21 protein-coding genes are annotated in these 25305 nt (G+C 64.1%); 18 read left to right on the forward strand and 3 right to left on the reverse strand.

Annotation, left to right across the window (positions count from 1 at the left end):
• Positions 1-2 precede the first annotated feature (2 nt).
• The 14 genes from tssB to M5B42_RS02360 all read left to right on the forward strand — a co-directional run bounded on the left by tssB (position 3) and on the right by M5B42_RS02360 (position 16781).
• Complete coding sequence (gene tssB / locus M5B42_RS02295) at positions 3-518, forward strand: type VI secretion system contractile sheath small subunit (protein WP_103495071.1); 516 nt, start codon at positions 3-5, stop codon at positions 516-518.
• Positions 519-556: 38 nt separating this feature from the next.
• Positions 557-2047 (forward strand): type VI secretion system contractile sheath large subunit, encoded by a 1491-nt coding sequence (gene tssC, locus M5B42_RS02300; protein WP_349292762.1) that lies wholly within the window; start codon positions 557-559, stop codon positions 2045-2047.
• 75 nt (positions 2048-2122) lie between these two features.
• Positions 2123-2602: a type VI secretion system tube protein Hcp gene (locus M5B42_RS02305; RefSeq protein ID WP_248744910.1), complete on the forward strand. Its 480-nt coding sequence runs from the start codon at positions 2123-2125 to the stop codon at positions 2600-2602.
• 70 nt (positions 2603-2672) lie between these two features.
• Positions 2673-3167 (forward strand): GPW/gp25 family protein, encoded by a 495-nt coding sequence (locus M5B42_RS02310; RefSeq protein ID WP_248744911.1) that lies wholly within the window; start codon positions 2673-2675, stop codon positions 3165-3167.
• Positions 3142-5025, forward strand: a complete 1884-nt coding sequence (tssF, locus tag M5B42_RS02315; protein ID WP_248744912.1) for a type VI secretion system baseplate subunit TssF — start codon at positions 3142-3144, stop codon at positions 5023-5025. Before M5B42_RS02310 ends, tssF begins: the two co-directional genes overlap by 26 nt.
• Positions 5010-6011, forward strand: coding sequence for a type VI secretion system baseplate subunit TssG (gene tssG, locus M5B42_RS02320; RefSeq protein ID WP_152737402.1), 1002 nt, complete (start codon positions 5010-5012; stop codon positions 6009-6011). The genes tssF and tssG overlap by 16 nt, the downstream gene beginning before the upstream one ends.
• An 81-nt stretch (positions 6012-6092) precedes the next feature.
• Positions 6093-6482, forward strand: a complete 390-nt coding sequence (locus M5B42_RS02325) for a DUF4280 domain-containing protein (protein WP_103495067.1) — start codon at positions 6093-6095, stop codon at positions 6480-6482.
• Positions 6483-6498: 16 nt separating this feature from the next.
• A complete protein-coding gene (gene tssI / locus M5B42_RS02330; RefSeq protein WP_248744913.1) occupies positions 6499-8430 on the forward strand; it encodes a type VI secretion system tip protein TssI/VgrG in 1932 nt (643 codons plus the stop codon).
• Positions 8417-8923, forward strand: a complete 507-nt coding sequence (gene tssJ, locus M5B42_RS02335) for a type VI secretion system lipoprotein TssJ (protein WP_248744914.1) — start codon at positions 8417-8419, stop codon at positions 8921-8923. The genes tssI and tssJ overlap by 14 nt, the downstream gene beginning before the upstream one ends.
• The gene (tssK, locus tag M5B42_RS02340; RefSeq protein WP_248744915.1) at positions 8916-10253 is read left to right on the forward strand and encodes a type VI secretion system baseplate subunit TssK; all 1338 of its coding nucleotides are present in this window, start codon (positions 8916-8918) and stop codon (positions 10251-10253) included. The genes tssJ and tssK overlap by 8 nt, the downstream gene beginning before the upstream one ends.
• Entirely contained in the window at positions 10253-11434 is a 1182-nt protein-coding gene (gene icmH, locus M5B42_RS02345; RefSeq protein ID WP_248744916.1) for a type IVB secretion system protein IcmH/DotU, read from the forward strand. The genes tssK and icmH overlap by 1 nt, the downstream gene beginning before the upstream one ends.
• A 60-nt stretch (positions 11435-11494) precedes the next feature.
• The gene (locus tag M5B42_RS02350; protein ID WP_248744917.1) at positions 11495-14758 is read left to right on the forward strand and encodes an ImcF-related family protein; all 3264 of its coding nucleotides are present in this window, start codon (positions 11495-11497) and stop codon (positions 14756-14758) included.
• Between the two features lie 316 nt (positions 14759-15074).
• The gene (locus M5B42_RS02355; protein WP_103495061.1) at positions 15075-15770 is read left to right on the forward strand and encodes a response regulator transcription factor; all 696 of its coding nucleotides are present in this window, start codon (positions 15075-15077) and stop codon (positions 15768-15770) included.
• A 105-nt stretch (positions 15771-15875) separates the two neighbouring features.
• Positions 15876-16781 (forward strand): DUF2242 domain-containing protein, encoded by a 906-nt coding sequence (locus tag M5B42_RS02360; protein ID WP_248744918.1) that lies wholly within the window; start codon positions 15876-15878, stop codon positions 16779-16781.
• Positions 16782-17142: 361 nt separating this feature from the next.
• Here the strand turns inward: M5B42_RS02360 and M5B42_RS02365 are convergent, their stop codons facing one another.
• Positions 17143-18183 carry an AraC family transcriptional regulator gene (locus tag M5B42_RS02365; RefSeq protein WP_248744919.1) on the reverse strand — a complete coding sequence of 347 codons (1041 nt, stop codon included), beginning with the start codon at positions 18181-18183 and terminating at the stop codon, positions 17143-17145.
• Positions 18180-19319, reverse strand: a complete 1140-nt coding sequence (locus tag M5B42_RS02370) for a carbon-nitrogen hydrolase family protein (protein ID WP_248744920.1) — start codon at positions 19317-19319, stop codon at positions 18180-18182. The genes M5B42_RS02365 and M5B42_RS02370 overlap by 4 nt, the downstream gene beginning before the upstream one ends.
• A 212-nt stretch (positions 19320-19531) precedes the next feature.
• On the opposite strand from M5B42_RS02370, the gene M5B42_RS02375 reads away from it, so the two are divergent.
• Positions 19532-21568, forward strand: a complete 2037-nt coding sequence (locus M5B42_RS02375) for an NADPH-dependent 2,4-dienoyl-CoA reductase (RefSeq protein ID WP_248744921.1) — start codon at positions 19532-19534, stop codon at positions 21566-21568.
• Between the two features lie 250 nt (positions 21569-21818).
• Entirely contained in the window at positions 21819-22736 is a 918-nt protein-coding gene (locus M5B42_RS02380; RefSeq protein ID WP_248744922.1) for a pyridoxal-phosphate dependent enzyme, read from the forward strand.
• Positions 22737-22877: 141 nt separating this feature from the next.
• On the opposite strand, the gene M5B42_RS02385 is transcribed toward M5B42_RS02380, so the two are convergent.
• Positions 22878-23429 (reverse strand): cytochrome b, encoded by a 552-nt coding sequence (locus M5B42_RS02385; protein WP_152737413.1) that lies wholly within the window; start codon positions 23427-23429, stop codon positions 22878-22880.
• Positions 23430-23618: 189 nt separating this feature from the next.
• Here M5B42_RS02385 and M5B42_RS02390 point away from each other — a divergent pair, with 189 nt between their 5' ends.
• Positions 23619-23966, forward strand: coding sequence for a metalloregulator ArsR/SmtB family transcription factor (locus M5B42_RS02390; protein WP_248744923.1), 348 nt, complete (start codon positions 23619-23621; stop codon positions 23964-23966).
• 41 nt (positions 23967-24007) lie between these two features.
• Positions 24008-25294, forward strand: coding sequence for an arsenic transporter (locus M5B42_RS02395; RefSeq protein ID WP_152737414.1), 1287 nt, complete (start codon positions 24008-24010; stop codon positions 25292-25294).
• The last annotated feature ends 11 nt before the right edge of the window (positions 25295-25305 follow it).

Here is a 25305-nt window from a genome sequence, read left to right on the forward strand (position 1 = left end):
GTATGTCCAGTAACAACAGCCAGAAATTCATTGGGCGCAACCGTGCGCCACGGGTCCAGATCGAATATGACGTCGAGTTGTACGGCGCCGAAAAGACCATCGAGATCCCCTTTGTCAACGGCGTGTTCGCCGATCTCTCGGGGGCCAACCGGGACGACCTGCCGCCGGTGGCCGAGCGCAAGTTCCTGGAAATTGATATCGACAATTTTGATGAGCGCATGGCCGCCATCGAACCCCAGGTGCGCATCAGTGTGCCCAACCAACTGACGGGGGAAGGGCAGATGGCGGTGTCGCTGGCCTTCAAGAGCATGGACGACTTCTCGCCCGGCGCCGTGGCCCGCAATGTCGAGCCGCTGCGTGAACTGCTGGAGGCGCGCAATCAACTGGCCAACCTGCTGACCTATATGGACGGCAAGAGTGGCGCCGAGCAACTGATGGCCAAGTTGCTGGAAAACCCGGCCCTGATGCAGTCGCTGCTGGCCCACGCCAAGCCGGCGGCCACCGAGTCCGAAGACTGATGCCTTCGATGATCGCTCCCTGAAACAGGTAAATATCCGTGTCCGCCACATCTCAGAATCAGTCCGGCATCGACCCGACGGCCGAGCTCTCGCCCAGTGAATTCAACGACCTGCTGCAACGCGAGTTCAAGCCCCGCGGCGAGCCGGTGCGCGAAGCCATTGAAAATGCGGTACAGACCCTGGCCCAACAGGCGCTGCGCACGACCCACCTGATTGCCCACGACACCCTCGGCACCATCCAGGCCCTGATCGGTGAAATCGACGCCAAGTTGTCCGCGCAAGTCAACGATATCCTCCATCACCCGGATTTCCAGGCCGTCGAATCAGCCTGGCGCGGCCTCGACTACCTGGTGAGCAATACCGAGACCGACGAGAAACTCAAGATCCGTTTCCTCAACGTCGCCAAGGACGAAGTCGCCCGCGAGCTGAAGAAATTCAAGGGCGCGGCCTGGGACCAGAGCCCGCTGTTCAAGAAAATCTACGAGCATGAGTACGGCCAACTGGGCGGTGAGCCCTTCGGTGTGCTGATCGCCGATTTCTATTTCGATAACAGCCCACCGGATGTGGAGCTGTTGGCGTCACTGGCCAAGATTGCCGCCGCGGCCCATGCGCCCCTGATCAGCGCGGCGTCGCCGGCGGTGATGTTGATGGACTCCTGGTGCGAGGTCGCCAACCCCCGCGACCTGAGCAAGCTGTTCCTCACTCCCGAGCATGCCGCCTGGCGCAATCTGCGGCGCTCCGAGGATTCGCGCTATATCGGCCTGACCATGCCGCGTTTTCTCGGGCGTATTCCCTACGGCGCACGTACCGCGCCAGTGGAGGAGTTCGCCTTCGAGGAGGTCACCGAAGGCCAGGCGCAGAACTACCTGTGGGCCAATGCGGCCTATGCCATGGGCATCAATATCAACCGCTCCTTCAAGGAGTACGGCTGGTGCTCGCGGATTCGCGGCATCGAGTCCGGCGGCGCCATCAGCGGGCTGCCGGTGCATACCTATCCGACCGAGGACGGCGGCGTCGACATGACCTGTCCGACCGAGGTCGCCATCAGTGACCGGCGCGAAGTGGAGTTGGCCAAGAACGGCTTCATGCCCCTGGTGCATTGCAAGAACAGCTCGCTGGCGGCGTTTATCGGCGCGCAGTCCTTGCACGCTCCCCAGGAATACGACGACCCCGACGCCACCGCCAATGCACAGTTGGCGGCGCGGTTGCCGTATCTGTTCGCCACCTGCCGTTTTGCCCATTACCTCAAGTGCATCGTGCGCGACAAGATCGGCTCCTTCAGTGAGCGCGAAGACATGGAGATCTGGCTCAACAATTGGATTGTCAAGTACGTCGAGCATAACCCGGCGACCGCCAGCGACGCCGACAAGGCGCGCAAGCCGCTGGCGGGTGCCGAAGTGGTGGTGCAGGAAGTGGAGGGCAGCCCGGGCTTTTACCAGGCCAAGTTCTTCCTGCGTCCCCACTATCAATTGGAAGGCCTGAGCGTATCCCTGCGACTGGTCTCCCGACTGCCCTCGGTCAAAGGCTGAGGGGTTCATGCCCGACCGGGGCCTGGTCCCGGGAAAGGTACTTAACCATTCAAATAAACAGATGTTGGAGTCCGCATGATTGTATTGAAATTCAAAACCGAGATTAAGGGGAACTGCCAGGAGAAGGATCACAAGGACTGGATCGTCATCGACACCTGGGGGTTCGGTGGTTTTCGCTCCATCTCCGTCGGCAATAATCGCGAGCCAAGCGTCGGGAATGTCACCGAGCTCACCTTGACCAAGACCACCGATATCGCCTCGCCCAACCTGTTTATCGAGTCGGTCACTGGCAAGTCCCTGGACCAGGCGACCTTGCGCGTCATCCAGACCAGTGGCAGTTCGACGGGCAAGAACGAACCCTACATCGAGCTCACGCTGGATGCGCCGATAATCAGTAGCTACAGCGTCAGCGGTAATGGAGATAGCCGTCCGACCGAGACCTTCCAGATCAGCTTCACCAAGATTCGATACAAGTACACGCACTTCGTTGAAGGCAAAGCTGGCGCGCCTACTGACAAGACTTACAACATGCTGAGCCATACCACCGAGGACTAATCAAGTGCCGCCGGATTCCGTACCACGTTGCGGAATCTGGCGGTGCCCGGGTTTTTTTGGGAGGATTTTCATGAGCACTTCCATGACACCGCTGCTCGAACGTCTGCTGCGTCCCGCCAATCCTGGCGATGAGATGACCCGGCGCCGGGCGGGGGGCGGTGCGCAGCAAGAGCTGGAACAGCTGTGCCGAGATCTGACGCTGCTGTTCAATGCCACCGGACTCGGGGCGATCTGCCCGTTGGGCAGCCAGCCCCATGTCACCCGTTCAGTGCTCAACTATGGCCTGGGCAACCTGGCGGGCGTGGTGCTGTCGAGCATCGATACGCAGAAGCTCGAGAGCCGCATCCGTGAAATCGTCCTGGATTTCGAACCGCGCATCCTGCGTTACAGCGTCGCGGTGCAACTGCTGCCGGTGACGTCCTGCAGTGCCAGCCTGAATTTTCTGATCGAGGGCGAGATCCGCGGCCTCGATGCGTTGCACGCCTTTCGCCTGGAGTCGGCCTGGAACACCGAAAGTGGTGAGGTGCGGGTCCGGCCCTATGGTCGACCGTCCACCCATGGATGAGCGGCTGCTGCGGCACTACGAGCGTGAATTGAGTTTCCTGCGTGAAGCCGGTGCCGAGTTCGCCGAGGACTACCCCAAGATCGCCGCCACCCTGGGGCTGCGTCCCGATGAGGTGACCGATCCGTCGGTGGAGCGTTTGCTGGAGGGGCTGAGTTTTCTCACTGCCCGGGTGCAACTGCAAATGGAAGCCGAGTTTCCGCGTTTCACCGAGAGCCTGCTGGAACTGGTGCAGCCGCAGCAGTTGCTGCCGGTGCCGTCCATGGCGGTACTGCAGCTTTCCCCGGACTTGCAGGAGGGCTCGCTGGCCTCGGGGTTCACCTTGCCGGCCGATAGCGTGGTGCGCTCCGTGGGTGAGGCGGGCGGGCAAGACCCGCGCTGCGAGTTTCGCAGCCTGCGCCCGGTGACGCTCTGGCCCCTGGTCCTGGACTCGGCCGAGTACCTGCCCAGCGCGGGACTGCTCAAGGGCTTGCCCGCCAGCGTCGTCAAGCAGGAAGGTGGTGCCTTGCGCCTGCGTCTGCGAACCACCGCCGGGGTGTCCTTCGATCAATTGGCACTGCAGGAGCTGACGCTGTTCCTGCGCGGCGATGGTTCGCTGCCGCTGGCGGTCCAGGAAGCCCTGTTGACACGTGCCGAAGGTCTGTTCGTACGTTGCGGCGAAGGCGAGGGCGGATGGAGCCCGCGAATCGACCCCGAGCATATCCGGCAACCGCCTGCGCACCCGGCCTCCAGCCAGTATGCACGGTCGTTGAACAGTGACGCGGTGTGCGCGCAACTCAAGACCTTTCTCGCCTTCGCCGAGGGCGAGCGCTTTGTCAGCCTGGGTGGCCTGGGGCCGGCGTTGCGCGAGTGTCCGGCGCGCAGCGTGGAGCTGGTGGTGGTGTTCGCGCCCCTGTCACAACCCTTGTCGGCGCTGCTCAATGCCAGCCACTTCGGGTTGTTCTGCGTACCGGTGATCAATCTGTTCAACAAGCGGGTCGAGCGAATCGTCGTCGATCCTTATCGGCATGACTTGCCCTTGGTGGTCGACAAGGCCCGGCCACTCGCCTACGAGATCCAGGAGGTCCTGGCGGTCCATGGCTATGCCGCCGGCTCCAAGGAACGCCAGGTCATCCTGCCGTTGTATGCCCCGCAACGGCAGGATGGAGACGAGCGTCGCCTGGCGGGGTTCTACCAGATGCAGCGCACCCCCAGCCGCGTTCCACAGCGCTTTGTCGACGGGCAGCGACGTTATCGCGGCTGTGACGCCAGTCTGGTCGTGGCGCTGGAGGCGGACGCCGAGTTGCAGCGCCTGGCGGTGGACGTGCTGTGTTCCAACCGCGATCTGCCGTTGCGCCTGCCCCTGGGGTCGGGCAACACCGATTTCGTCCTCGACGTGGGCGCCCCGGTATTGGCGATCCGTTGTGTGGCCGGGCCTTCGCGACCGCTCCCCGCGCCGTCCCAGGGCGACCGGCAATGGCAGGTGGTGCGGCAGTTGTCGCGCAACTACCTGCCCCTGGCTCACCACGACGGGGCGGCCGGGGCCCGGGCCTTGCGCGAGTTGCTGGCGCATTACCTGCCCGAGGGCGACAGCAGCGGGCACAAGTTGCTGCAAGGTATCGTCTCGTTGCGCGCGCAGGTCGTCACCCGGCGTTTGCCCGGGGCCGGGCCGGTGGCGTTCGGTCGCGGGCTGAACCTGATCCTGGTCCTTGATGACGCCGCCTGCGAAGGCACCGGGACCTATCTGTTCGGCGCCGCGCTGGAGCGTTTTTTTGTGCGTTATGCCGCGCTCAATGCCTTTATGCAGACCGAGTTGCACAGTGTGGGCCGAGGCCATATCAAGACCTGGCAGGCGAGGGCGGGTCAATGCATGATCTGGTAGCGCCACCGCCCGAGTTGGTCGAACAGCCCTGGCGCTACGATTTTTTTGCCGCGATGCGTTTGCTCGAGCGCACTTACCCTGATGCGCCGCGCTGGGGGACGGCGCAGCGCCTGGGCGACGATCCGTTGCGTCTGGCGCAGCACGTCTCGCTGGCGTTCGAGCCGGCGATGATCGCTCAACTGCGCCTGCGTGAGGGCCGTGCCGCGCAACTGGCGGTGAACTTCTTCGGCCTGACGGGGGCGAACGGGCCGATGCCCCTGCATTTCAGCGAGGATGTGCTGTCGCGCCAGATCAACCATGGCGACAGTACCCTGGCGCACTTTCTCGATGTGTTTCACCACCGTCTGCTGAGCCTGCTTTATCGAAGCTGGGCGCGGGTGCGGCCGGTGGTCTGGGCCGATCGTCCGGCCGACGACCGTTTCGCCGACTATGTGTCGGCGTTCTCTCCGGGCCAGCCCCGCGCCTTGCCCAACGCCACGCGCTACTACGCGCCGCAGTTTATCGATCAGCGCCGCAGTGCCGCCGGTTTGCTGGCCCTGGTCCGGGATCTGCTGCGCCTGCCGGTGGCGCTCAGCAGCCTGGGCCGGCATCGGACTGTCCTGGCATCCGATGAACGCTTGCAGCTGGGTCGGCGGCGCGAGTCGGCGCGGCTGGGCGGGGCCGCGTTGCTGGGGCGCCGGCTGTGGAATATCCAGCACAGTTTCTGCCTGCACCTGGGGCCTTTGTCCTGGGCGGACTACCAGCACCTGCTGCCCGGCGGACGTTACTTCGAACCCTTGTGCCAACTGGTCGAATGTTATGTCGGACCGACCTTTCAATGGGATCTCGATGTGTGTCTGGAGGCAGGGCAGCGACCAGGCCTGCAACTGGGCGCACGGCAGGGCCTGGGACGGGCCTGCTGGTTGGGGCACAAGGGTGCGACGGCAGCGGGATGGCGCTTCGAACCTGCGCGCTTTCAGCGACCCGCACCGGGCCACGTCGGCTGATTTAGGAGTTATCCGATACCCCGCGGGGCACCCTTCACTGACACTGCGCGGGCTTTCCACGGATGTCTGTCTGGAGCACGCATGAATCAGCAAGTTGTAATGGGCGCCTTGCTTTCCTGTTCGTTTGGCGCCGCACCGGCTCCCCTGGGTGTCCTGCCGCTGGGGCGGGTCAAGGTCGAAGGTCGGCTGGCGGCGAACATTCTCGATCATCAACCCATGGTCAATATTCCTGCCTTCGGCCTCTGCCGCAGCCCGGCCAACCCCCAGGTCGCGGCGGCGACGGCCGCCGCCATGGGCGTGTTGACGCCGATGCCCTGCGTGCCCGCCACGCTCACGCCCTGGCAACCCGGTGCGATGCGAACACGGATTGCCAAGCTGCCGGCGCTGGACCACTGCTGCACCTGCCAGTGCAACTGGGGTGGTCAGATCAGTGTCAATGCCAGCGCCACCCTCAAGACCACGATTGCCTGAGCGAGCCCTTGTCACCATGTCCGAAAACACCTACTACCGTGTCCAGGTGCCTGGCGTCGATGCCACGCTATTGCTGCTGGCGCTCACCGCCCAGGAGGGGTTGAGCCGGCTCGGCGAGTATGAGCTGACGCTCTCCTGTGCAGACGATGGCTTACAGGCCGATGACTTGCTCGGGCGACCCCTGGCACTGGGCCTGGGTGTCGAGGAAGGGCGGGGACGTTTCATCCAGGGTTATATCAGTGCCTTCAGCGCCATGGGGCGAGTCGGTCGCGATGCGCGCTACCGGGTTTCGCTCAGGCCTTGGTTATGGTTCCTGGCGCAGTCGCGGCGCCACCGGATTTTCCAGAACATGACCTTGAAGGAGGTGCTGGAGGACGTATTCAAGGACTATTCCGACTGTTTCGATTGGCGGGCCGAAGAATCTACGGAGCCGATGGAGTACTGCGTGCAGTTCGCTGAAAGCGACTTTGCTTTTTTCAGTCGTTTGCTGGAGGACGCAGGGCTGTACTACTTCTTCGAAGACCAGGATGAGGTTCACCTGTTGGTCATCGTCGACTCCATGGGGATGCACAAGCCGGTGCAACACCTGCGTGAAATGAGTTATCGGCCCAACCTGGACAACAACCCGGGCATCATGCAGCGCTGGGAGTCCCGCGCCGAGCTGCGTCCTGGGTTGTTCAGCCTGGTGGACTTCGATTTCTCCAAGGCCAGTAACCGTGAAGCCAGCGTTCTCTCGGTCAGCCACGCGAGCGCGGCGACGTCGCGCCATGGTGACTATCGCCAGGAAGGTTTTCCGGGGCGCTTCAAGGGACGCCGGTCCGGCGAAGCCCTGGCACGGATTCAGCTCGAAGCCGCGCAGGTCTGCCAGCAGTCGCGATGGGGTGTCAGCCAGTCGCCTTACCTGGTGCCCGGTCAGTGTTTCAGCCTGGTCGATCACCCTCGAACCGAGCAGAACGGCGATTACCTGATTGTTGCCGCGACCTTGCAGTTCGATGAAGGGGCTGGGTTACGCTGCGAAGTCGAGGCGATCCCGACCACCCAGGTGTTTCGCGCGCCGATCCAGACACCGCGTCCGCTGATCGCCGGACCACAGACGGCCTTTGTGGTCGGCAAGGAAGGCGATCCGATCTGGGTCGACGAGTACGGTCGGATCAAGGTGCAGTTTCACTGGGACAGCAGCGGACGACGCAACGAGGCGTGTTCCTGCTGGGTCCGGGTCGCCCAGCCGATAGCCGGCAAGCGTTGGGGGGCGCTGTTCGTGCCGCGGGTCGGGCAGGAGGTGGTGGTGGAGTTCCTCGGCGGCGACCCCGACCGGCCCCTGGTCACCGCCGGGCTCTATAACGCCGGTCACCGGCCACCCTGGGAACTGCCGGCCCAGGCGGCCCGCAGTGGTCTCAAATCGCAGTCCCTGGGCGAGCAGGATGTCTACAACGAGTTGCGCTTCGACGACAAGAAGGGCCACGAGCAACTGCTGATCCATGCCGGACGCAACCAGGACCTGACGGTGCGCAACGATGCGTTCGCCAGCATTGGCAACGACTGGCACCTGACGGTGGGCGCCAATCAGTTTCTCAAGGTCGAGGATGACCTTCATGAGTCCGTGGGCGGCCGGCGCAACACTCGGGTCGACGCCGATCAATCGCTGGATATCGGCGGTGACAGCCATTGCCGGATTGCCGGCCAATGGCAGTCGAGCGCCACCGATATGGATTTCAAGGCCAACGGCAAGCTGGTGCTGGAAGCCGGCAAGAGCCTGACCCTCAAGGTCGGTGCCAGTACCCTGGTGCTCAGCGCCGCGGGTGTGGCGATCAATGGCAAGACCGTGACCCTCGACGGCACCGCCTCGGTCGACATCAATGGCGGCGCCACCGCGGCCACCACCTCGGCCAAGGCGGCTGCACCTGCGAAGGCCAAGGCACCCAAGGAGGCCGACGATGGTCGCGATTAAGCCGGTGTTTCGACGGGCCCTGTGCCTGCTGCTGGTGTCGACGCTCCCGGGCTGTGCCTGGTTCTGGTCGGACGAACCGCCGCCTGAACCGCGTATCGCGTTGTCCCTGGAAGCGGCACTGGACAGCAATCCCGACCTGCATGGGCGGCCGTCGCCGGTGATCGTCAGGCTGCTGCAACTGGCGGACAGCAAGCGCCTGGAACAGGTCGAGCTGTTCCAGTCCGAAGCCGCGGCCGAGCAGGCGCTGGGCCGTGATCTGCTGCGCCAGGAATCGTTGCTGCTGCGCCCGGGCCAGCAGCAGGAGCAGAACTTTCTTCCCGTGCCCGGCACCCGCTTTATCGCGCTGGTGGCCGAGTACCGCAATATCGACCATGCCCAGTGGTGGGCCTGGGCCGAAATCGACCCGACGCGCCCCTCGCGGCTGAAGGCCCAGATCGCTCGCCAGCGCGTGGCGTTAACGTCGGCGCCGGCAGAGGAGAATGCCGATGAGTAGTCACGACGGCGTCGTCTGGTCAGAAGGCATGTTTCTGCTGCCGCAGCACTTCCAGCAGCAAGAGCGCCATCATCGGGCCCGGCTGGCGCAGGTCCTGCGTGCCGTGCAACCCCATGGCTGGGGCTTTGTCACACTGAAAATCGATGCCGCGCAGTTGGCGCTGGGCAACCTGGCCCTGAGCGCCTGCGAAGGGATCATGCCCGATGGCAGTCCCTTCGCCCTGACGGACGAGGAACTGGTCCGGCTGCGTTATCCGGTGGCCGACGGCGAGCGTGACGTGCAGTTGGTGCTGGCCCTGGCCCTCAATCGCCCTGGGGCGGCGGACACCGAAACCGCCCCCGGGGACGACAGCCTGGCCCGTTACCGGATCAGCGAAGTCCTGGTGGCCGACGCCAATACCGAGGGCGGCGAGCCGGCCTGTTTGCAGGTCTGTCGTCTGAACCTGAAGCTGGCGCGGGAGGCGGATGTCGCCGCCTCCCATGTCTTTTTGCGGGTGGCCCGGGTGGTGGAGCGCACGGCCGCCGGCCTGGTGGTGCTCGACCGGCAACAGGTGGCACCGTTGCTGGCCTGGCGTAGTTCGCCGGTGTTGGCGCGCTCCGTCGACGAACTGATCGCCCGCGCCCGCCAACGCGGTGTGGCCCTGGCCGGCGGGCTTGGCCAGGGCGGGCTCGGCGGGATGACCGAGATCCAGCAGTACGTGATGCTGCAGAGCGTCAATCGCGCCGAAAGCCTGCTGATGCACCTGGCCAGCCAGCCGGCGCTGCACCCCGAGTTGCTGTACCGCGAGTTGGTGCGGCTGGCCGGCGAACTGGCGATTTTCGGCCAGGAGCGCAAGCGCCCCAGGGCGTATCCGCCGTACCGCCATGACCGCCTGGGCGAGAGCTTTGTGCCGTTGATCCAGGACCTGTTGCAGGCGCTGAGTGCGGTGGCCGGTGCCGACGTGGTCGCCCTGGCGCTCAAGAGCGGTGCCTTTGGTTTTCGTTTTGCCCAGGTGCCGGATATCAACCTGTATCAATCGGCGCGTTTTATTCTCGCGGTGCGTGCGCAGGTGCCCGACGAGGAACTGCGCAAAAGTTTCCCCAGCCGCTTGAAGATCGGTCCGGCCGAGCGCCTGCACGACCTGGTGAACCTGCAATTGCCGGGGTTGGCGATCCAGGTGTTGCCGACGGCGCCCAGGGAGCTGCCTTACTACCCCGGCTTCAGCTATTTCCAGCTGTCGAACGACCATCCCTTGTGGGCTGATCTGGTGGACACCAGCGGCTTCGGCCTGCATGTGGCCGGTTCGTTTCCGGGGCTGCAATTGGCGTTCTGGGCCATCAGGGAGGCGTGATGGCGTTTGCCAGAACGGCTCGCGGATCGCGCAAAAACGCCCGCGAGCGTGTCCAGGCCGGGCCGGCGGTTGCCGATGAAAACCTCTGCGTGCTGGCTGACGACCTGCTGCATGAGGTGGTGGTGTTCCAGCGCCTGAAGCGCCAACCCGACCTGCCGGCGCTACGTTTGCGCCTGATCGCCCGGTTGCGGACCTTCCAGCGGCAGGCCCTGGCTTGCGGTATCGAATCACGCATCGTGTTGCGTGCCCGTTATGCCCTGTGCACCTTGCTCGATGAAATCATCGCCAGCAGCGAATGGGCCCGGGGCGCCTGGTCACGGCACAGCCTGCTGATGACTTTTCATCAGGAAGCCGAAGGCGGCGAAGGCTTTTTCGCCTATCTGGACGAGGCGCAGCTCAAGCCGGTGGAGCACCTGGCGCTGCTCGAACTGATGTACCTGTGCCTGGCCCTGGGCCTGGAGGGCCGTTATCGAATCGAACGCGAAGGCCGTTCGATCCTGATCCTCAAACGTGCCCGACTCTACGAAACCCTGCGCCTGTACCGCGAGCGTTATCCGCGTCCGTCGCCGAAAACCGCTCCGCCGGGCCGCTGGCCACGGCGTGCGTTGTGCTGGACCTTGGGCGGCCTGCTGGTGTTGCTGATGGGCCTCGCCGTCGCGGGTGCCTATGACTTGCAGGTGCGTTCCGCCCAGCAGCGGCTTGGATTGTCGCGGCTGTCGTCCACCGTGGCGACATTCCCTCCTGCGCCGGCAGCCCTGCCCACGCTGGCTGAGCGCCTGGCCGAGGATATCCGCGCCGGACGCCTGACGTTGCAGGAGGAGGCCGGCGCCGTGCGGCTGTTGCTCGGTACCAGGCAATTGTTTGCCCCAGGCGGCAGCTTGATCGCGCCAGAAAGTCGAGCCACCTTGCAGCGTACTGCCACGGTGCTGGCGGATTGGCCGGGGCGTATCCGGATCATCGGCCACAGTGACGACACGCCGGTGGGCAAGGGCCGGGTCTCCAACCAGCAGCTCTCGCTGCGGCGCGCCCACGCGGTGTTGGTCGAGATGTTCGGCGCGGCGGCCGACCCCGGGCGGGTCCAGGCCCTGGGGCGTGGTGCCAGTGAGCCACGGGTGCCGAATGACAGCGCGGACAACCGGGCGCGCAATCGTCGGGTGGAGATTGTGCTCGAACCGCTCTGACCGCCAGCGCCCCGCCAGGGGGCGCGTCACCCCATTTGCCCTAGCCGGATGACTGCCACCATGCTCTTGAGATTGCTGAAAAACCTGTTGCGGGCGCTGCCGCTGGTGGTGGGGCTTTATCTGCTGACCCTGCTGGTCCGCCATCAGGGGCCGCGCTTGTCTATCGATGGTGTTGCGCCGCTGGCCCAGGACTGGCAGCAGTGGCTGTTGCTGGGCCCTATGTACCTGGTGGGGCTGATTTTTTTCGGGTGGGCCCGGCGACGGCGCAAGCGTCGGGAGTTGCTCCGCGCCGAGGCGGCGCAGTCGGCGTTGCAGCAACTCAATCCTCCTGGTACCCGGGAACGGCGCTTGCGCGAGCGGCTGGAGCACTGGCGCCTGGAAAGCCAGGCCAACGCCAGCGGCCCGGTGTTCCTGCTGTTGGGGGCGACCGGTGCCGGCAAGCGCAGTCTGATGGGAGAAAAGGGCCGTCGCGCACCCACGGGCGACGAGTTGCCGCATGATGATTTGCACCCAGGGCGTATCGGCGCTTTTTCCGTCATGGCCGTGAGCGCCGCGTTGCTGACCCAGGCCGATCCTGACGGCAAAGGGTTATGGCGTTGCCTGCTCGATGAACTGAGCCGCTCGCGTCGTCACGGCTTGGGGGTTGCGGGAGCGGTGCTGGTGCTCAATGCGGTGCATCTGTTGCGCCTGGCGCCCGCCGCCCGCGATGCCCAGGCGTTGATCCTGCGGGCGCGCCTGGAAGAGCTGGGCGCCCGGTTCGGTCAGGGCTTGCCGGTGCAGGTGATCGTCACCCACTGTGATCGCTTGCCGGGATTCGAGCCGTCGTTGCTGGCCTTGCCGGCCGAGGAACGAGACCTGGCGCTGGCCTTTGCCCATGGGCGCAATCGGCAGAACCTGTCGGGGCTGGCCGAGCGCCTTGTCCGCGCCTTCGCGGCGGTGCAAGACACAATACCTGAGCGTTTGCAGAGAGAGACACAGACCGCTACGCGGGTTCAACTCTACGGTTTCCCGCGCTTGTGGCGACAGTTCGGCGAGGTCTTGCAGCCTTATCTGCAAACGGCGTTTTTCGAGCAGCCGCGGGTTGCGCAGGCCCATCTGCAATCGCTGCATTGCAGCGGCCACTTGCGGTTCGAACCGGGCACCCGGGCTGCCAGCCAACGGTTGGTCCGTTGTCTGCAACAGAGTCGACGTCACGGGCGCTGGTGGGGATTCTTGTCGCGGGGTGCGGGCGGGGGGCGCTGGTTGCTGGTCTTCGGCGCGGCGGCCCTGGTCATTCTGTTGGCAATGCTGCTCGGCAACGGGTACTGGCAGCAGACCCGGCAGTTGCAGTGGCTGACCGAGCAACAAGTTTTGCTTGAGCAGTTACCGGCCAGCGCTACCGGAGCGAGTGTGACGCCGACGCTGCTCGAACGCCTGGCGCACTTCAGGAACCTGGCCTATCCACCCTCGGGCGCCGGGTTGTGGCCCGGCTTCTGGTTGAGCGAGTATCGCCGCTTGCTGGGCCAGACCCGTAGCCTTTACCAGCGGGCGCTACTCGAAGAATTGCTGCCCGGCGTCGTACAAAGCTTGCAGCATTCCCCGTTGAACGAGCCGTATAGCGAGCGCCAGGAGCGTCTGCGCTTTTACCTGATGCTGGGGGGGCAGGGCCGCTTCGAATCGGCGGCCTTCGACGACTGGCTGTCGGCCCGGGTGCGGGGCGATCTCGGTCAGTCGCTGGCCCCGGAGCAACGCGAGCAATTGCAGGTTCATGCCCGGGCACTGATACCGCTGCTGGCGACGGGGCCGGTGCTGAGCGTCGATCCGCAGTGGGTCGAGCGGGAGCGTCGACAACTGCGTAGCGAGCCGCAACAGCAGCGCCTGTACGCCCGGTTGAGCACAATGTTGGCCAGTGCCGACGCGGAGGATTTCAGTGTCGTCGCGGTCAGCGGCAGCGAGGGGCTGCTGAGTCTTGCCCGGCGTAGCGGCGAGCCCTTGAACCGAGGTGTTCCCGCACGCTTCAGCCCCAAGGGCTATGAACAACTGCGGATTCGCCTGCCGCTACTGGTGGCCGAGGTGCTCAAGGATGAAGACTGGGTCATGGGCGAGGGGCTGCGGCTGGACGCGCTGACCTTGCACAACGAAGTGTCGGCGCTTTATGCACAGGACTATATCCGTCACTGGGAAAACTTCTTTGCCGACTTGCAACTGGTTGGCCTCGACCAGCCCGAATCCCTGGCCCTCAGGCTCGAGCGGTTGTCGCGGGCCGACTCGGCGCTGTTCAGTCTGCTGCGCGCGGCAGGGCGTGAAACCCGCCTGGAGATCCCCGAGGTTCCCCAGCGTCTGGTCGACAGGGCGCGTCAGCAAGTGTCGTCACTGGCCTCCGGTTTCTCCTCGGAGGTGGCCAAGGCGCTGCCTGCCACGATTGCCGCCGAGGAGCACCCGGTCAACCGGCACTTTGCGCTGCTGCAACAGCTGACCGAAGGCAGCGCCGCCGGGCTTGAGGCATTGCGCGAAGCCCTGGCCCAGGCGGCGGTTTACCTCCAGGCCCGCGAGCAAGCCTTGGCGATGGGCTTGCCGAGCCCGCCGGTGGATGCCCTGGAGCAGCTGAGACGGCAGATCGACAGCCTGCCGCCGCTGCTGCATCCGCTGTTCGCCGATATCGTCAGTGTCGGCCGGCAACATCTGCACCAGAAGACGGTGGCGACGGTCGGTGCCAACTTGAACCTGCAACTGGGCCCCGAATGCTCGCGGCTGCTCGCCCAGCGCTATCCCTTTGACCGGCAGGCCCGGGAGCAGCTGTCGCTGGCGGACTTCAACCGCTTGTTCGCACCTGCCGGGTTGCTGCAGGATTTCCAGCGCAGCCATCCGGATGTCACGCTACTGGAGGGCAAAGTGGCGGCGCAGTTCCGACGTGCGGAGCAGATTCGCCGGGCATTCTTTCCTGCTGCGTCCGACGTCGCACGGGTCGATTTCGAGCTCAGTCCCGTGTCCATGGATGAAAGCATCGCCCAGGTGCGCCTGACCCTGGACGAGTTGCAGCTCAGCTATGCCCACGGTCCGATCCGTCCCAGCCTGTTCACCTGGCCGACCCGGGCCCTGGGCAGCCAGTTGAGGATGGTGGTCACGCTGATCGACGGTCGGACCCTGGTGCGCTCGGCCGAAGGGCCCTGGGCCTGGTTCCGCTTTATGGAACAGGGGCGCCTGGTGCCGGCGCCGAGCGGAGAAGGTTACTGGTTGACCCTGGGCTTCGAGGATGTCGAGGTGGTGCTGCAATTGCGCAGCGCCAGCCTTGACCATCCCTTCGGCCGCAAGATCCTCAGCGATTTCCGATGCCCATCGACGTAGCGACTGTCGGTATTTGGCCTGTCCTGCACCATGAAGGTCGGTTTCGTAATGGGCCCGTGGAAATATCCTATGTCGGATGCACCGACGACTGTTTAGCATGACCTCCCATAGCCCACGCCAGAGGCGCCGATCGTCATCGTGGCGCGGCTGGCCGGGTGGGAGTCTGGCGCAGGGTGAGGGGCCCTGCGGATCAGGGGATGTATCGGTTGGGCAGGATGCCATGGTGAAGGGGTGGCGGTCCGCACAACGATTTTGCGTCGGTCGGACCTGGCCACTGCCGAGTCAGTTTTTCATTGGCAGCAGTGCAGGAGAGTCCATGCTCGAGAAAAAGCCTACCCGCCTCATGATTCTGGACGACCACAGCCTGGTCCTGTGCGGCATGGAGATCAAGATCCAGGCCGAGGCCGATCTCCTCTTGCTGGGCAGTTTCAGCCGTGGTTCGACGCTGATGGCCGCCTTGCGCGAGGAGGAAGTCGACCTGGTGGTGATGGACTACTCGTTGCGCTCGGGCGAGGTCGACGGCCTGAACCTGATTCGTACCTTGAAGATCCGCTTTCCCAAGCTGCGGCTGCTGATCATTTCGTCCCTGTATGTACCGGCGACGGTGGCCCTGGCGCTGCGCTGCGGGGCCAGCGGCTTTATCGGCAAGGAGCTGAATTCCGACGAGTTCGTCCTGGCCATTCGTCAGGTGGCGGCCGGCAAGGTCTACCTGCACCCGGACATGGCAGAGGCATTGCAGGTGCATGAGGTGTCGCGGCTCGACATCGCCACGCCGGCCTCGGAATCCGAGGTCGCCAGCCTCGACGTGCTGGCCAGGACCTCCGAACTGACGGTGCGCGAGCACGAGGTGCTGCGCTGCTGCCTGGACGGCTTGTCGGTAAGCCATATTGCGCGCAAGTTCTCACGCAGTATCAAGACCATCAGTACCCAGAAGCAGGCGGCCTTTCGCAAGCTGGGACTGCGTGGCGACAACGAGTTGTACAAGGTGCGTTACCAGATGGAGGGGCGCTGATCTGCATTTTCCTGAAAATTCGCTGTCACAACCTGTTCAGTGTGCGCTCAGCGATGTCGAACTGATGCACAATACGCCCCGGACCGTTTTTCCTCAGGATTTTCAATGTCGACATCATTCCACTTGCGTGCCGTTGCATTGGCACTGATGCTGGCGGGCGCCGCGGGCTGCTCGTCGACCACCAAGACCGCCGTTTACGAACGGGAAAATTTCGACGACGCCGGCACGTTCTCACGCAATTACGGTGTGAGCGACGCGGCGTCCTGTGAAGCGGCCCGGCGTGCCTTGCTCAGCCAGGGCTATATCATCACCAGCAGCGACCCGAAGCTGATCAGCGGCAACAAGAGCTTCCAGCAGACCGGCGATACCCACATGCAGATCAGCTTCAGCGTGGTCTGTGCGGCGGATGGCGCGGCCAATCATCGCTCGACCATGTTCGCCAACGCCCTGCAGGACCGTTATGCGCTGAAGAAGGTCAACAACTCCGCGAGCCTCGGCGTGGGCGTGCTGGGCTCTGTGTCGATGCCGATCGGCTCGACGGATGACTCGATGGTCAAGGTGGCCAGCGAGACCGTGTCCTCGGCGACCTTCTATGACCGTTTCTTCACCCTGGTGGAGCTGTTCCTGCCACCTGAAGTGAAAAAAGAAAAACATACCGACGAGAAACCCAAGGCCGAACTGGGGATGCCCGAAGCGGTGCCGGCCAAGGCGGCGGATCCCAAGGCGGCAGAGCACAAGGCCGTCGACGCCAAGCCGGCGGACCCGACGCCTGCGCCGGCAGCGAAGGCCGCGGACCCTGTGCATAGTGCTCCTGTAGCTCCTGTGGCCCCTGCCACTCCGGCTGCTCCTGCCGCGTCCGAACCGGTCGCCGCGCCAGCCGAAGCCGCTCCGGTAACGCCGCTCGAGAAGGCTCCCGCCACTCCAGCCGCCCCGGCAACCCCCGCCGAGCCGACGCCTGCCCCGACGCCAGCGGCCAGCGAACCGGTGGCTCCGGCGCCTGCGGCTCAGTAAGCCGAGTACAAGGTGGCGGGGTCGGGTTTGTCGACCTCGATCCCGTGACCTTGTGACAGGGGACGCTGCCCGCAAAATAAAAGTGGGTAAATTCTGACCGTTCTGCTAGTTTTTTATTTCAGGCCCTTATTCAAGTGCCTGGGCAGACGGGTGCTTCATTTTTCCTTCACATGGGACCCCTATGCTGGATCCAGCCCGTTCCCAAAGGCGCGGTCAGCAAGACAGCGGTTTACCCACGAGCGAAAAAGGAGTTTGACGATGGATGACTATCAAGAAGAGCTGTTGGAGTTCAGTGCTTTCGAATTGGACCCCGTTGAGCCGGCTGAAGACGCGACCGAGCTGTAAGCGGTCGTTTTTCGGCTCAGGCCGAATGCCGCTGGCTGCGGCGGAACTCGCCGGGTGTCTGGCCGTTCCAGCGTTTGAAAGCCCGTTGAAAGGCCTCGGCTGAGGCAAACCCGAGCAGGTAGGCGATTTCGCCAAAAGCCAGTTCGGTGTCGCGAATATAGGTCATCGCCAGGTCACGGCGAGTGTCGTTGAGAATGGCGCGAAATTGCGTGCCTTCCTCGGCCAGTTTGCGACGCAGTGTCCAGGTCGGCAGCTTCAGGCGTGCCGCCACTTCTTCCAGGTCGGGTTCCCGACCGCCATTGAGCAAAGGCCCCAGCAACTGAGTGATACGTTCACGCAGACTGCGGGTGCGCGTCAGTTGTTCCAGTTCCCGTTCGCACAGTTGCAGCAGGTGCCGCCAGGTCCCGGGGCAATGGTTCGGGTTGCGCAGGCCGAGGCTGGCCTGGCTCAGGCGCAATTGATTGTGCTCGGCGGCGAAGTGCACCTGGCAGTCGCACAGCCCCTTGTAGGCCGCCGCATAGTCCGGTTCGGCGAATTCGATGTCGATGCGTTCGGCGTGCAGCGTTTCGCCGCCGACGCTGGCCAGCTGTTGTAGCCAGCCGGCGATGATCGAGTCCACCACGAAGCGGTTATAGGTGTTGTACGGACTGATGGAGTAGAAGCGCAGCCAGGCACCGTCGGCGTCTTCGTGGAAACTCGACTGCCCGCGATAATTGGAGCCGTAGAGCGCTTCGAAGCGGGTCAGGGTTCGCGCCGCTTCACGTACCGTCGGTGCCTGGGCGGCGGTGATACCGGCAAGGCCCGCCTGGGGGAGTCGGCTGAAACGACCCATGCGCAAGCCCAGGGCCGGGTCGCCGGTCAGTTGGATCGCCGCGTGCCCGAGGCGCATATAGCGCGGAATCGACAGCCGGGCGCCGGGCTCGGCCAGGCGCGCCGGGTCCAGCCCATATTGCTCCAGCAGCGCCCCAGCGTCCTGGCCATGGCTGCTCACCGCCTCCGCGAGGCTGTGGACGAAGCTCACGGACAGGTCGCCCAGGCGCATTGATACTGGCTTCATGGCAGCCACAGGTTCAGCAGGCGGGCGCCGCGATCACTGCCGTCCTGCCCGTCGATGGAGCGCCCGTCCCGGCTGATAAAGCTCTGTCCCGAATAACGCTGGTTCCAGAACTGGCCACGGAGAAACACGGTCATGCCGGCCGTGGACTGGCTGGCGGGGGCGCGGCTGATCAGGGTCAGGCGATGCCAGGCCTCACCTTCGCCGAGTTCGCCGGGCCTGAGGCTGATCTCCGCCGGCGTGGCCGCGTTCTTGAAGCCGCGCCAGGGCTGTTCCCAGCTGTTCTTGCCGGGCAGCGAGGCGCTCACCGCAATCAGTGACACGCCGAGTTCGTCAAACCGGCGGTAGTTGTCCGGGTACCAACTGTCACTGCCGATCAGTACGCCGAGGCGCCCGGCCGGGGTCTCCACGGCATTCAGCTCCTGGCGTTCGCCACCCTTGATATAACCGCGTTCGTCGAAGGTCGGGTAGAGCTTGCGCTGGGGCTGGCCGAGGGGGCGGCCGTCGGCGGCGAAGACCAGGCTGACGTTGTACAGCGCGCCCTTGCCGATTTTCAGGCTGCCTTGCTCGACGCTGGGATCCGGCAGGACGATGGAGCCGGCCACCAGGGTGACGCCGAATTCTTTCGCCAGGCCGCCGAACACCGCCTGGTAATCCTGGGCCATGCCTTTGGCCTTCATGCGCAGGCGGGCGTCTTCGAGGAAGCTGCGGCCCTTGGCATTGAACAGGGCACCGAGCAGCTTCAGCGGGTTGCCGAGCATCAGCCAGTTCATCGCCTCCTGCTGGTCGAGGGCCTGGTAGAGGTCATCCTTTTCCCCGCGCAGCAGCAGCCAGGTGCCGATATGTTCGGGCAGTACCACAATGGTCTTGGCGTTCAGCAGTCCCAGGCCACGGGCCTGTTGCAGATAGGCCGCCAACTTGCGGTGCAGGCGCGCCGGGCTCTGGTAGTCGTTGGGAAACAGCTCCGGTTGCAGACCCAGCAGGTTGCCGTGCTCGCCCGCCACGCCCTGGTTCACGGCCAGGCGGATACGCAGGTCCGAGAGGTAGTGGCCGCTGCCGCGTTGTTGGGTCCACACGCCATAACCGACGACGCTGGCGAGCAGCAGGACCGATAGGAAGAAGAGCAGGAATTTACGCATGGGAGCGGATAACGAACGACCGTGTGCGGGAGTCGTCGACTAGGGTAGGGCCCACGGGCGTGCTTGCCAAGGGGCGCTGCACATTTGGATCAATAAGTTGTCAGTTTCGGTCATTGAGCCAGGGCCTGGGCGTCTTTAATGTGCCAGTCATACAACTGACGGGGGCCGAAGAGCTTCCCGCATCCCGTGATCTTGCCCGTTGTGGAGTTTCTATGACCGCCGCCCAATACCCGCACCTGCTGGCCCCGCTCGACCTGGGTTTCACCACGTTGCGCAACCGCACCCTGATGGGCTCGATGCACACCGGTCTTGAGGAAAAGCCCGGTGGTTTCGAGCGCATGGCGGCTTATTTCGCCGAACGTGCTCGTGGCGGTGTCGGCCTGATGGTGACCGGCGGTATCGCGCCAAACGACGAGGGCGGGGTGTATTCCGGCGCGGCCAAGCTGACCACCCAGGCCGAAGCCGACCAGCATCGCATCGTCACCCACGCGGTGCATCAGGCCGGCGGCAAGATCTGCCTGCAGATCCTCCATGCCGGGCGTTATGCCTACAGCCCGAAACAGGTGGCGCCGAGTGCGATCCAGGCCCCGATCAACCCGTTCAAGCCCAAAGAGCTGGATGAGGAAGGTATTGAGAAACAGATCGCCGATTTCGTGACCTGTTCGGCCCTGGCCCGGAATGCCGGGTACGACGGCGTCGAGATCATGGGTTCGGAAGGTTACTTCATTAACCAGTTCCTCGCGGCCCACACCAACCACCGCACCGACCGCTGGGGCGGCAGCTACGAGAACCGCATGCGCCTGCCCGTGGAAATCGTGCGCCGGGTGCGTGAGGCGGTGGGTTCGGACTTCATCATCATCTTCCGCCTGTCGATGCTCGACCTGGTGGAAGGCGGCAGTACCTGGGACGAAATCGTCCAGTTGGCCAAGGCCATCGAGCAGGCCGGCGCAACCATCATCAACACCGGTATCGGCTGGCACGAGGCGCGGATTCCGACCATTGCCACCAAGGTGCCGCGCGCTGCGTTCAGCAAGGTCACCGCCAAGTTGCGTGGCTCGGTGGGCATTCCGCTGATCACTACCAATCGGATCAACACCCCGGAAGTGGCCGAGCAGATCCTCGCCGAGGGCGACGCCGACATGGTTTCCATGGCCCGGCCTTTCCTGGCCGACCCGGAGTTCGTCAACAAGGCGGCCCAAGGGCGTGCCGACGAAATCAATACCTGCATCGGCTGCAACCAGGCCTGTCTGGACCATACCTTCGGCGGCAAGTTGACCTCCTGCCTGGTCAACCCGCGGGCCTGCCACGAGACCGAGCTGAATTACCTGCCGGTCACCCAGGTGAAGAAAATTGCCGTGGTTGGCGCCGGGCCGGCGGGTCTGTCGGCGGCCACCGTGGCGGCCGAGCGCGGGCACCAGGTGACGCTGTTCGATTCGGCCAGTGAGATCGGCGGCCAGTTCAATGTCGCCAAGCGTGTACCGGGCAAGGAAGAGTTCTTCGAAACCCTGCGTTACTTCAAGCGCAAGCTGCAGACCACCCATGTCGAGGTTTGCCTGGATACACGGGTGGATGTGGCGCAACTGGTGGCTGGCGGGTACGACGAGATCATTCTCGCCACGGGCATCGCGCCACGGTTGCCGGCGATTCCCGGCATCGATAATCCCAAGGTGCTGAGCTACCTGGATGTGCTGCTGGAGCGCAAGCCGGTGGGCCACAAGGTGGCGGTGATCGGCGCTGGTGGTATCGGCTTCGACGTTTCGGAGTTCCTGGTGCATGAAGGTGTGGCCACCAGCCTGGATCGCGAGGCGTTCTGGAAGGAGTGGGGTATCGACACCCACCTTGAGGCGCGTGGCGGGGTGGCCGGAATCAAGGCCGAACCCCATGCACCGGCCCGTGAGGTGTTTCTGTTGCAGCGCAAGGCCTCCAAGGTCGGCGATGGCCTGGGCAAGACCACCGGCTGGATTCACCGCACCGGGTTGAAGAACAAGCGGGTGCAGATGCTCAACAGCGTCGAGTACCTGAAGATCGACGAGGCGGGCCTGCATATCAGCATCGGCGGTGGCGAGCCGCAGTTGCTGGTGGTGGACAACGTGGTGATCTGCGCCGGGCAGGACCCGTTGCGCGAGTTGCAGGACGGGCTGGTGGCGGCCGGGCAGAATGTGCACCTGATCGGTGGCGCGGACGTGGCGGCGGAGCTGGATGCCAAGCGGGCGATCGACCAGGGTTCGCGGTTGGCGGCTGGGCTGTAGGTCTGAGCAGACTGAACGCGGCCTTTCTCCTGTAGGCGCCGGCTTGCTGGCGATGACGCCTCGATGAGCGCTGCAAGGCTTAAGGGCCTCTTCGCGGGCAAGCCCTGCTCCTACAACCTTGTGTCGTGCGCAAATTTTGTGATCGGCTCGAATCTGTAGGAGCAGGGCTTGCCCGCGAAGAGGCCCTCGAAAACGCCACAAGACCTGAACTGTTAAACTGGTGGGTCTCCTCCCATCGGACCACCCCGCAATGCTACCCCCTGCCGACTGGCACCCCCACGCCCCCCTCGAACCCCTGCACCTGGACTGGCTGACCCAGGCCGAGGTCGAGGTGGCCATACTGCGCCTCGACCTGATCGATCCGCTGATCAGCGGCAACAAGTGGTTCAAGCTCACCGAACATCTGGCGGCGGCCCGGCAGGCCCGTGCCGAAGGCCTGATCAGCCTGGGTGGCGCGCACTCCAATCACCTGCACGCCCTGGCGGCGGCGGGCAAGCGTTTCGGTTTCCCCACCGTCGGCCTGCTGCGTGGCAATCCGGTACAAACTCCCACCGTCGTCGATCTCCAGGCCTTCGGCATGGAGCTGCACTGGCTCGGCTATGGCGGTTATCGGGCGCGGCATGCGCCGGACTTCTGGGAACCGTGGCAGCAACGCTATCCACATCTGCACGGCGTGCCGGAGGGCGGTGGCGGCTTGATGGGCGCGCGCGGTTGTGGGGTCTTGCTGGACCAGGTCCACGAGCAATTACCGGCACTCGGCTGGGATGACTATCACGGCTGGTGGCTGGCCGCCGGAACCGGCACCACCCTGGCCGGGCTGGTGCTGGCCGAAGCCGGGCGCCGACCGGTGTATGGCGCCCTGGCGGTGCCGGCCGACCATGGCGTGGCACCTTTGGTCGCGGCGATCCTGGAGGAGGGCGGGGTAATGAGCCCGGCGTTTGAACTGATCGACGCCTGCCGTGGCGGTTTTGCCAAGGTCGATCCGGCGTTGCTGGGTTTTATTGCGCAAAGCGAGCAGCAGAGCGCAGTGCCGCTGGAGCCGCTGTATACCGGCAAGGCTTTACTGGCGCTTCAGGAAGAGGTGCGCGCCGGACGTTTTGCCCCTGGCACGCGCCTGGTCTTCGTGCACACCGGTGGTTTACAGGGTCGCCGGGGTTTTACTTTGTAAACCCGGTCCTTGTAGGAGCAGAGCTTGCTCGCGAAGGGGCCCTCAAGATCGCCAAAGGCTTCCCTGGCAAGCCATGCTCCTACAGGTTGCGCAGGGCTCCGAGACCTCGCGTTATCGTTGCGAGCAAGAAGGCATCGGGGCTCAAGCACGACGCTTGGGCAGTATGCGTAGCAGGGTGTTATCCCGCACGAAGTAGTGGTGATACAGACCGGCCAGGGCATGCAGGCCGATCAGCCAGTAGCCGATCGTCGCCAGCAGTTCATGCCAGCCCTTGATCTCTTTGGCAAAATCCAGGTTTTCCCCCGTCAGCGCCGGCAGCTCGACGCCGTAGAACAGCACCGAATGTCCTTGCGCACTGACGACCAACCAGCCCAGGACCGGCGTAGCGATCATGAACAGGTACAAAGCCCAGTGCATCAGCTTGGAAATCAGCATCTGCCAGACCGGCGGCGCGGGGACGATCTTCGGTGCCACGCCGAGGGCACGGGCCAGCAAACGCAGCCACACCAGCAGGAACACGGTCAGGCCGAACATGTAGTGCGCCTCGACGATCAGCGCCCGGCCGCCGCTGCCCTTGGGGAATATCCCGCGAAACTCGATACAGGCGTAAACCACCGCCAACAGCACCAGCATCAACCAGTGCAGTGCAATCGACAGGCTGCTGTAGCGACTGTCGGTATTTTTCCACGGCATACGGTGTTCCTCGAATCATCAGGGCTGGAACCTCCATTCTTGAGCGACGGAGTTCCTACACCTTAATAGGTTTAGCAGCATTTTGCCCAAGGCAACTCAGGGGAGGGCCTGCATTCTCTGTGACTGGGATTTGCTTTTATATATGCTTACTCATATATTCGAAAATCCATATGTATAGAGCTGCTCGCGATGCCCTGTTTTGCCTCCCCTGTGGAACTCTTCAAATGCCTGGCTGACGAAACCCGTAGCCGTGTTGTGCTGCTGGTGGCTCGTGAGGGTGAGCTCTGCGTGTGCGAATTGACTGCCGCCCTGGAATTGAGCCAGCCGAAAATCTCCCGGCACCTGGCGCAACTGCGCCAGGGCGGGCTGCTGGCTGACCGACGTCAGGGACAATGGGTGTTTTATCGTCTGCACCCGGAGCTGCCGCAATGGGTTTCGACCTTGCTGCAAGGCACCCTGCAGGCCAGCGAGAACTGGCTGGCGGCGGATATCCGGCGCCTGCAGGCCATGAACGACCGGCCACTGCGCTGTTGCTGAGCTTTTACTCCCCCTCTTGCTAACCATGAAGGTTGTTGTGCATGTTGATTGCCGCGTTGATTTTCCTGCTGACCATTACCCTGGTGATCTGGCAGCCCAGGGGCCTGGGCGTCGGCTGGAGCGCCTGTCTGGGCGCGCTGCTGGCCTTGCTCTGCGGTGTGGTCCATCTCACTGATATTCCGCTGGTGTGGGAGATCATCTGGAATGCCACCGGCACCTTTATCGCCCTGATCATCATCAGCCTGTTGCTTGACGAAGCCGGCTTCTTTGCCTGGGCGGCGCTGCATGTGGCGCGCTGGGGGCGGGGCAGCGGACGCAAGCTGTTCGCCGCCTTCGTGCTGCTGGGGGCGTTGGTGTCAGCGTTGTTCGCCAACGATGGCGCGGCGTTGATCCTCACGCCGATTGTGATCGCCATGCTCCTGGCCCTGCGTTTTTCCAAGGCGGCGACCCTGGCATTTGTCATGGCCGCCGGCTTTATCGCCGACACCGCGAGCCTGCCGCTGGTGGTGTCGAATCTGGTGAACATCGTCTCGGCGGACTATTTCAAGATCGGCTTCAATGCCTATGCCTCAGTGATGCTGCCGGTGAACCTGGTCAGCGTGGCGGCGACCCTGCTGGTGTTGCTGTGGTTCTTCCGACGCGACATTCCCCGTGACTACGATCCGCAGCAGTTGGAGCTGCCCGCCAGCGCAATTCACGACAAGGCGACTTTCATTGCCGGTTGGTGGGTGTTGATCATCCTGCTGGTGGGGTGTTTTGCCCTGGAGCCCCTGGGGATTCCCATCAGCGCGATTTCGGCGGTGTGCGCGGCCTTGCTGCTGGGGATCGCTGCACGGGGTCACAAGATCTCGACCCGCAAGGTGCTGAAAGAGGCGCCGTGGCAGATCGTGATTTTCTCCCTGGGCATGTACCTGGTGGTCTATGGCCTGCGCAATGCCGGGTTGACCACTTACCTGGCCGGTTGGCTGGATCACTTCGCGAACTACGGGATCTGGGGCGCGGCGATGGGCACCGGGCTGTTGAGCGCCTTCCTGTCCTCGGTCATGAACAACCTGCCGACGGTGCTGATCGGCGCCTTGTCCATCGATGCCAGCCAGGCCAGCGGCGTGGTGAAGGAGGCGATGATCTACGCCAACGTCATCGGCAGCGACCTGGGCCCGAAAATCACCCCCATCGGCAGCCTGGCCACCTTGCTCTGGCTGCATGTGCTGGAGCGCAAGGATATCCGTATCGGCTGGGGTTACTACTTCAAGGTCGGGATCGTCCTGACCCTGCCGGTGCTGCTGGTGACCCTGGCGGCCCTGGCCTTGCGTTTGTCGCTGGTTTGACGGGTGGTGAC

The organism is Pseudomonas sp. MWU12-2037, from assembly GCF_023242345.1.
Classification (GTDB): Bacteria; Pseudomonadota; Gammaproteobacteria; order Pseudomonadales; family Pseudomonadaceae; genus Aquipseudomonas; species Aquipseudomonas gingeri_D.

Bases quoted from the DNA above. Each gene is read 5' to 3' on its own strand.
- tssB (WP_103495071.1), top strand. From the start codon at position 3: ATGTCCAGTAACAACAGCCAGAAATTCATTGGGCGCAACCGTGCGCCA.
- M5B42_RS02305 (WP_248744910.1), top strand. From the start codon at position 2,123: ATGATTGTATTGAAATTCAAAACCGAGATTAAGGGGAACTGCCAGGAG.
- M5B42_RS02310 (WP_248744911.1), top strand. From the start codon at position 2,673: ATGAGCACTTCCATGACACCGCTGCTCGAACGTCTGCTGCGTCCCGCC.
- tssF (WP_248744912.1), top strand. From the start codon at position 3,142: ATGGTCGACCGTCCACCCATGGATGAGCGGCTGCTGCGGCACTACGAG.
- tssG (WP_152737402.1), top strand. From the start codon at position 5,010: ATGCATGATCTGGTAGCGCCACCGCCCGAGTTGGTCGAACAGCCCTGG.
- M5B42_RS02325 (WP_103495067.1), top strand. From the start codon at position 6,093: ATGAATCAGCAAGTTGTAATGGGCGCCTTGCTTTCCTGTTCGTTTGGC.
- tssI (WP_248744913.1), top strand. From the start codon at position 6,499: ATGTCCGAAAACACCTACTACCGTGTCCAGGTGCCTGGCGTCGATGCC.
- tssJ (WP_248744914.1), top strand. From the start codon at position 8,417: ATGGTCGCGATTAAGCCGGTGTTTCGACGGGCCCTGTGCCTGCTGCTG.
- tssK (WP_248744915.1), top strand. From the start codon at position 8,916: ATGAGTAGTCACGACGGCGTCGTCTGGTCAGAAGGCATGTTTCTGCTG.
- icmH (WP_248744916.1), top strand. From the start codon at position 10,253: ATGGCGTTTGCCAGAACGGCTCGCGGATCGCGCAAAAACGCCCGCGAG.
- M5B42_RS02350 (WP_248744917.1), top strand. From the start codon at position 11,495: ATGCTCTTGAGATTGCTGAAAAACCTGTTGCGGGCGCTGCCGCTGGTG.
- M5B42_RS02355 (WP_103495061.1), top strand. From the start codon at position 15,075: ATGCTCGAGAAAAAGCCTACCCGCCTCATGATTCTGGACGACCACAGC.
- M5B42_RS02360 (WP_248744918.1), top strand. From the start codon at position 15,876: ATGTCGACATCATTCCACTTGCGTGCCGTTGCATTGGCACTGATGCTG.
- M5B42_RS02365 (WP_248744919.1), bottom strand. From the start codon at position 18,183: ATGAAGCCAGTATCAATGCGCCTGGGCGACCTGTCCGTGAGCTTCGTC.
- M5B42_RS02370 (WP_248744920.1), bottom strand. From the start codon at position 19,319: ATGCGTAAATTCCTGCTCTTCTTCCTATCGGTCCTGCTGCTCGCCAGC.
- M5B42_RS02375 (WP_248744921.1), top strand. From the start codon at position 19,532: ATGACCGCCGCCCAATACCCGCACCTGCTGGCCCCGCTCGACCTGGGT.
- M5B42_RS02380 (WP_248744922.1), top strand. From the start codon at position 21,819: ATGCTACCCCCTGCCGACTGGCACCCCCACGCCCCCCTCGAACCCCTG.
- M5B42_RS02385 (WP_152737413.1), bottom strand. From the start codon at position 23,429: ATGCCGTGGAAAAATACCGACAGTCGCTACAGCAGCCTGTCGATTGCA.
- M5B42_RS02390 (WP_248744923.1), top strand. From the start codon at position 23,619: ATGCCCTGTTTTGCCTCCCCTGTGGAACTCTTCAAATGCCTGGCTGAC.
- M5B42_RS02395 (WP_152737414.1), top strand. From the start codon at position 24,008: ATGTTGATTGCCGCGTTGATTTTCCTGCTGACCATTACCCTGGTGATC.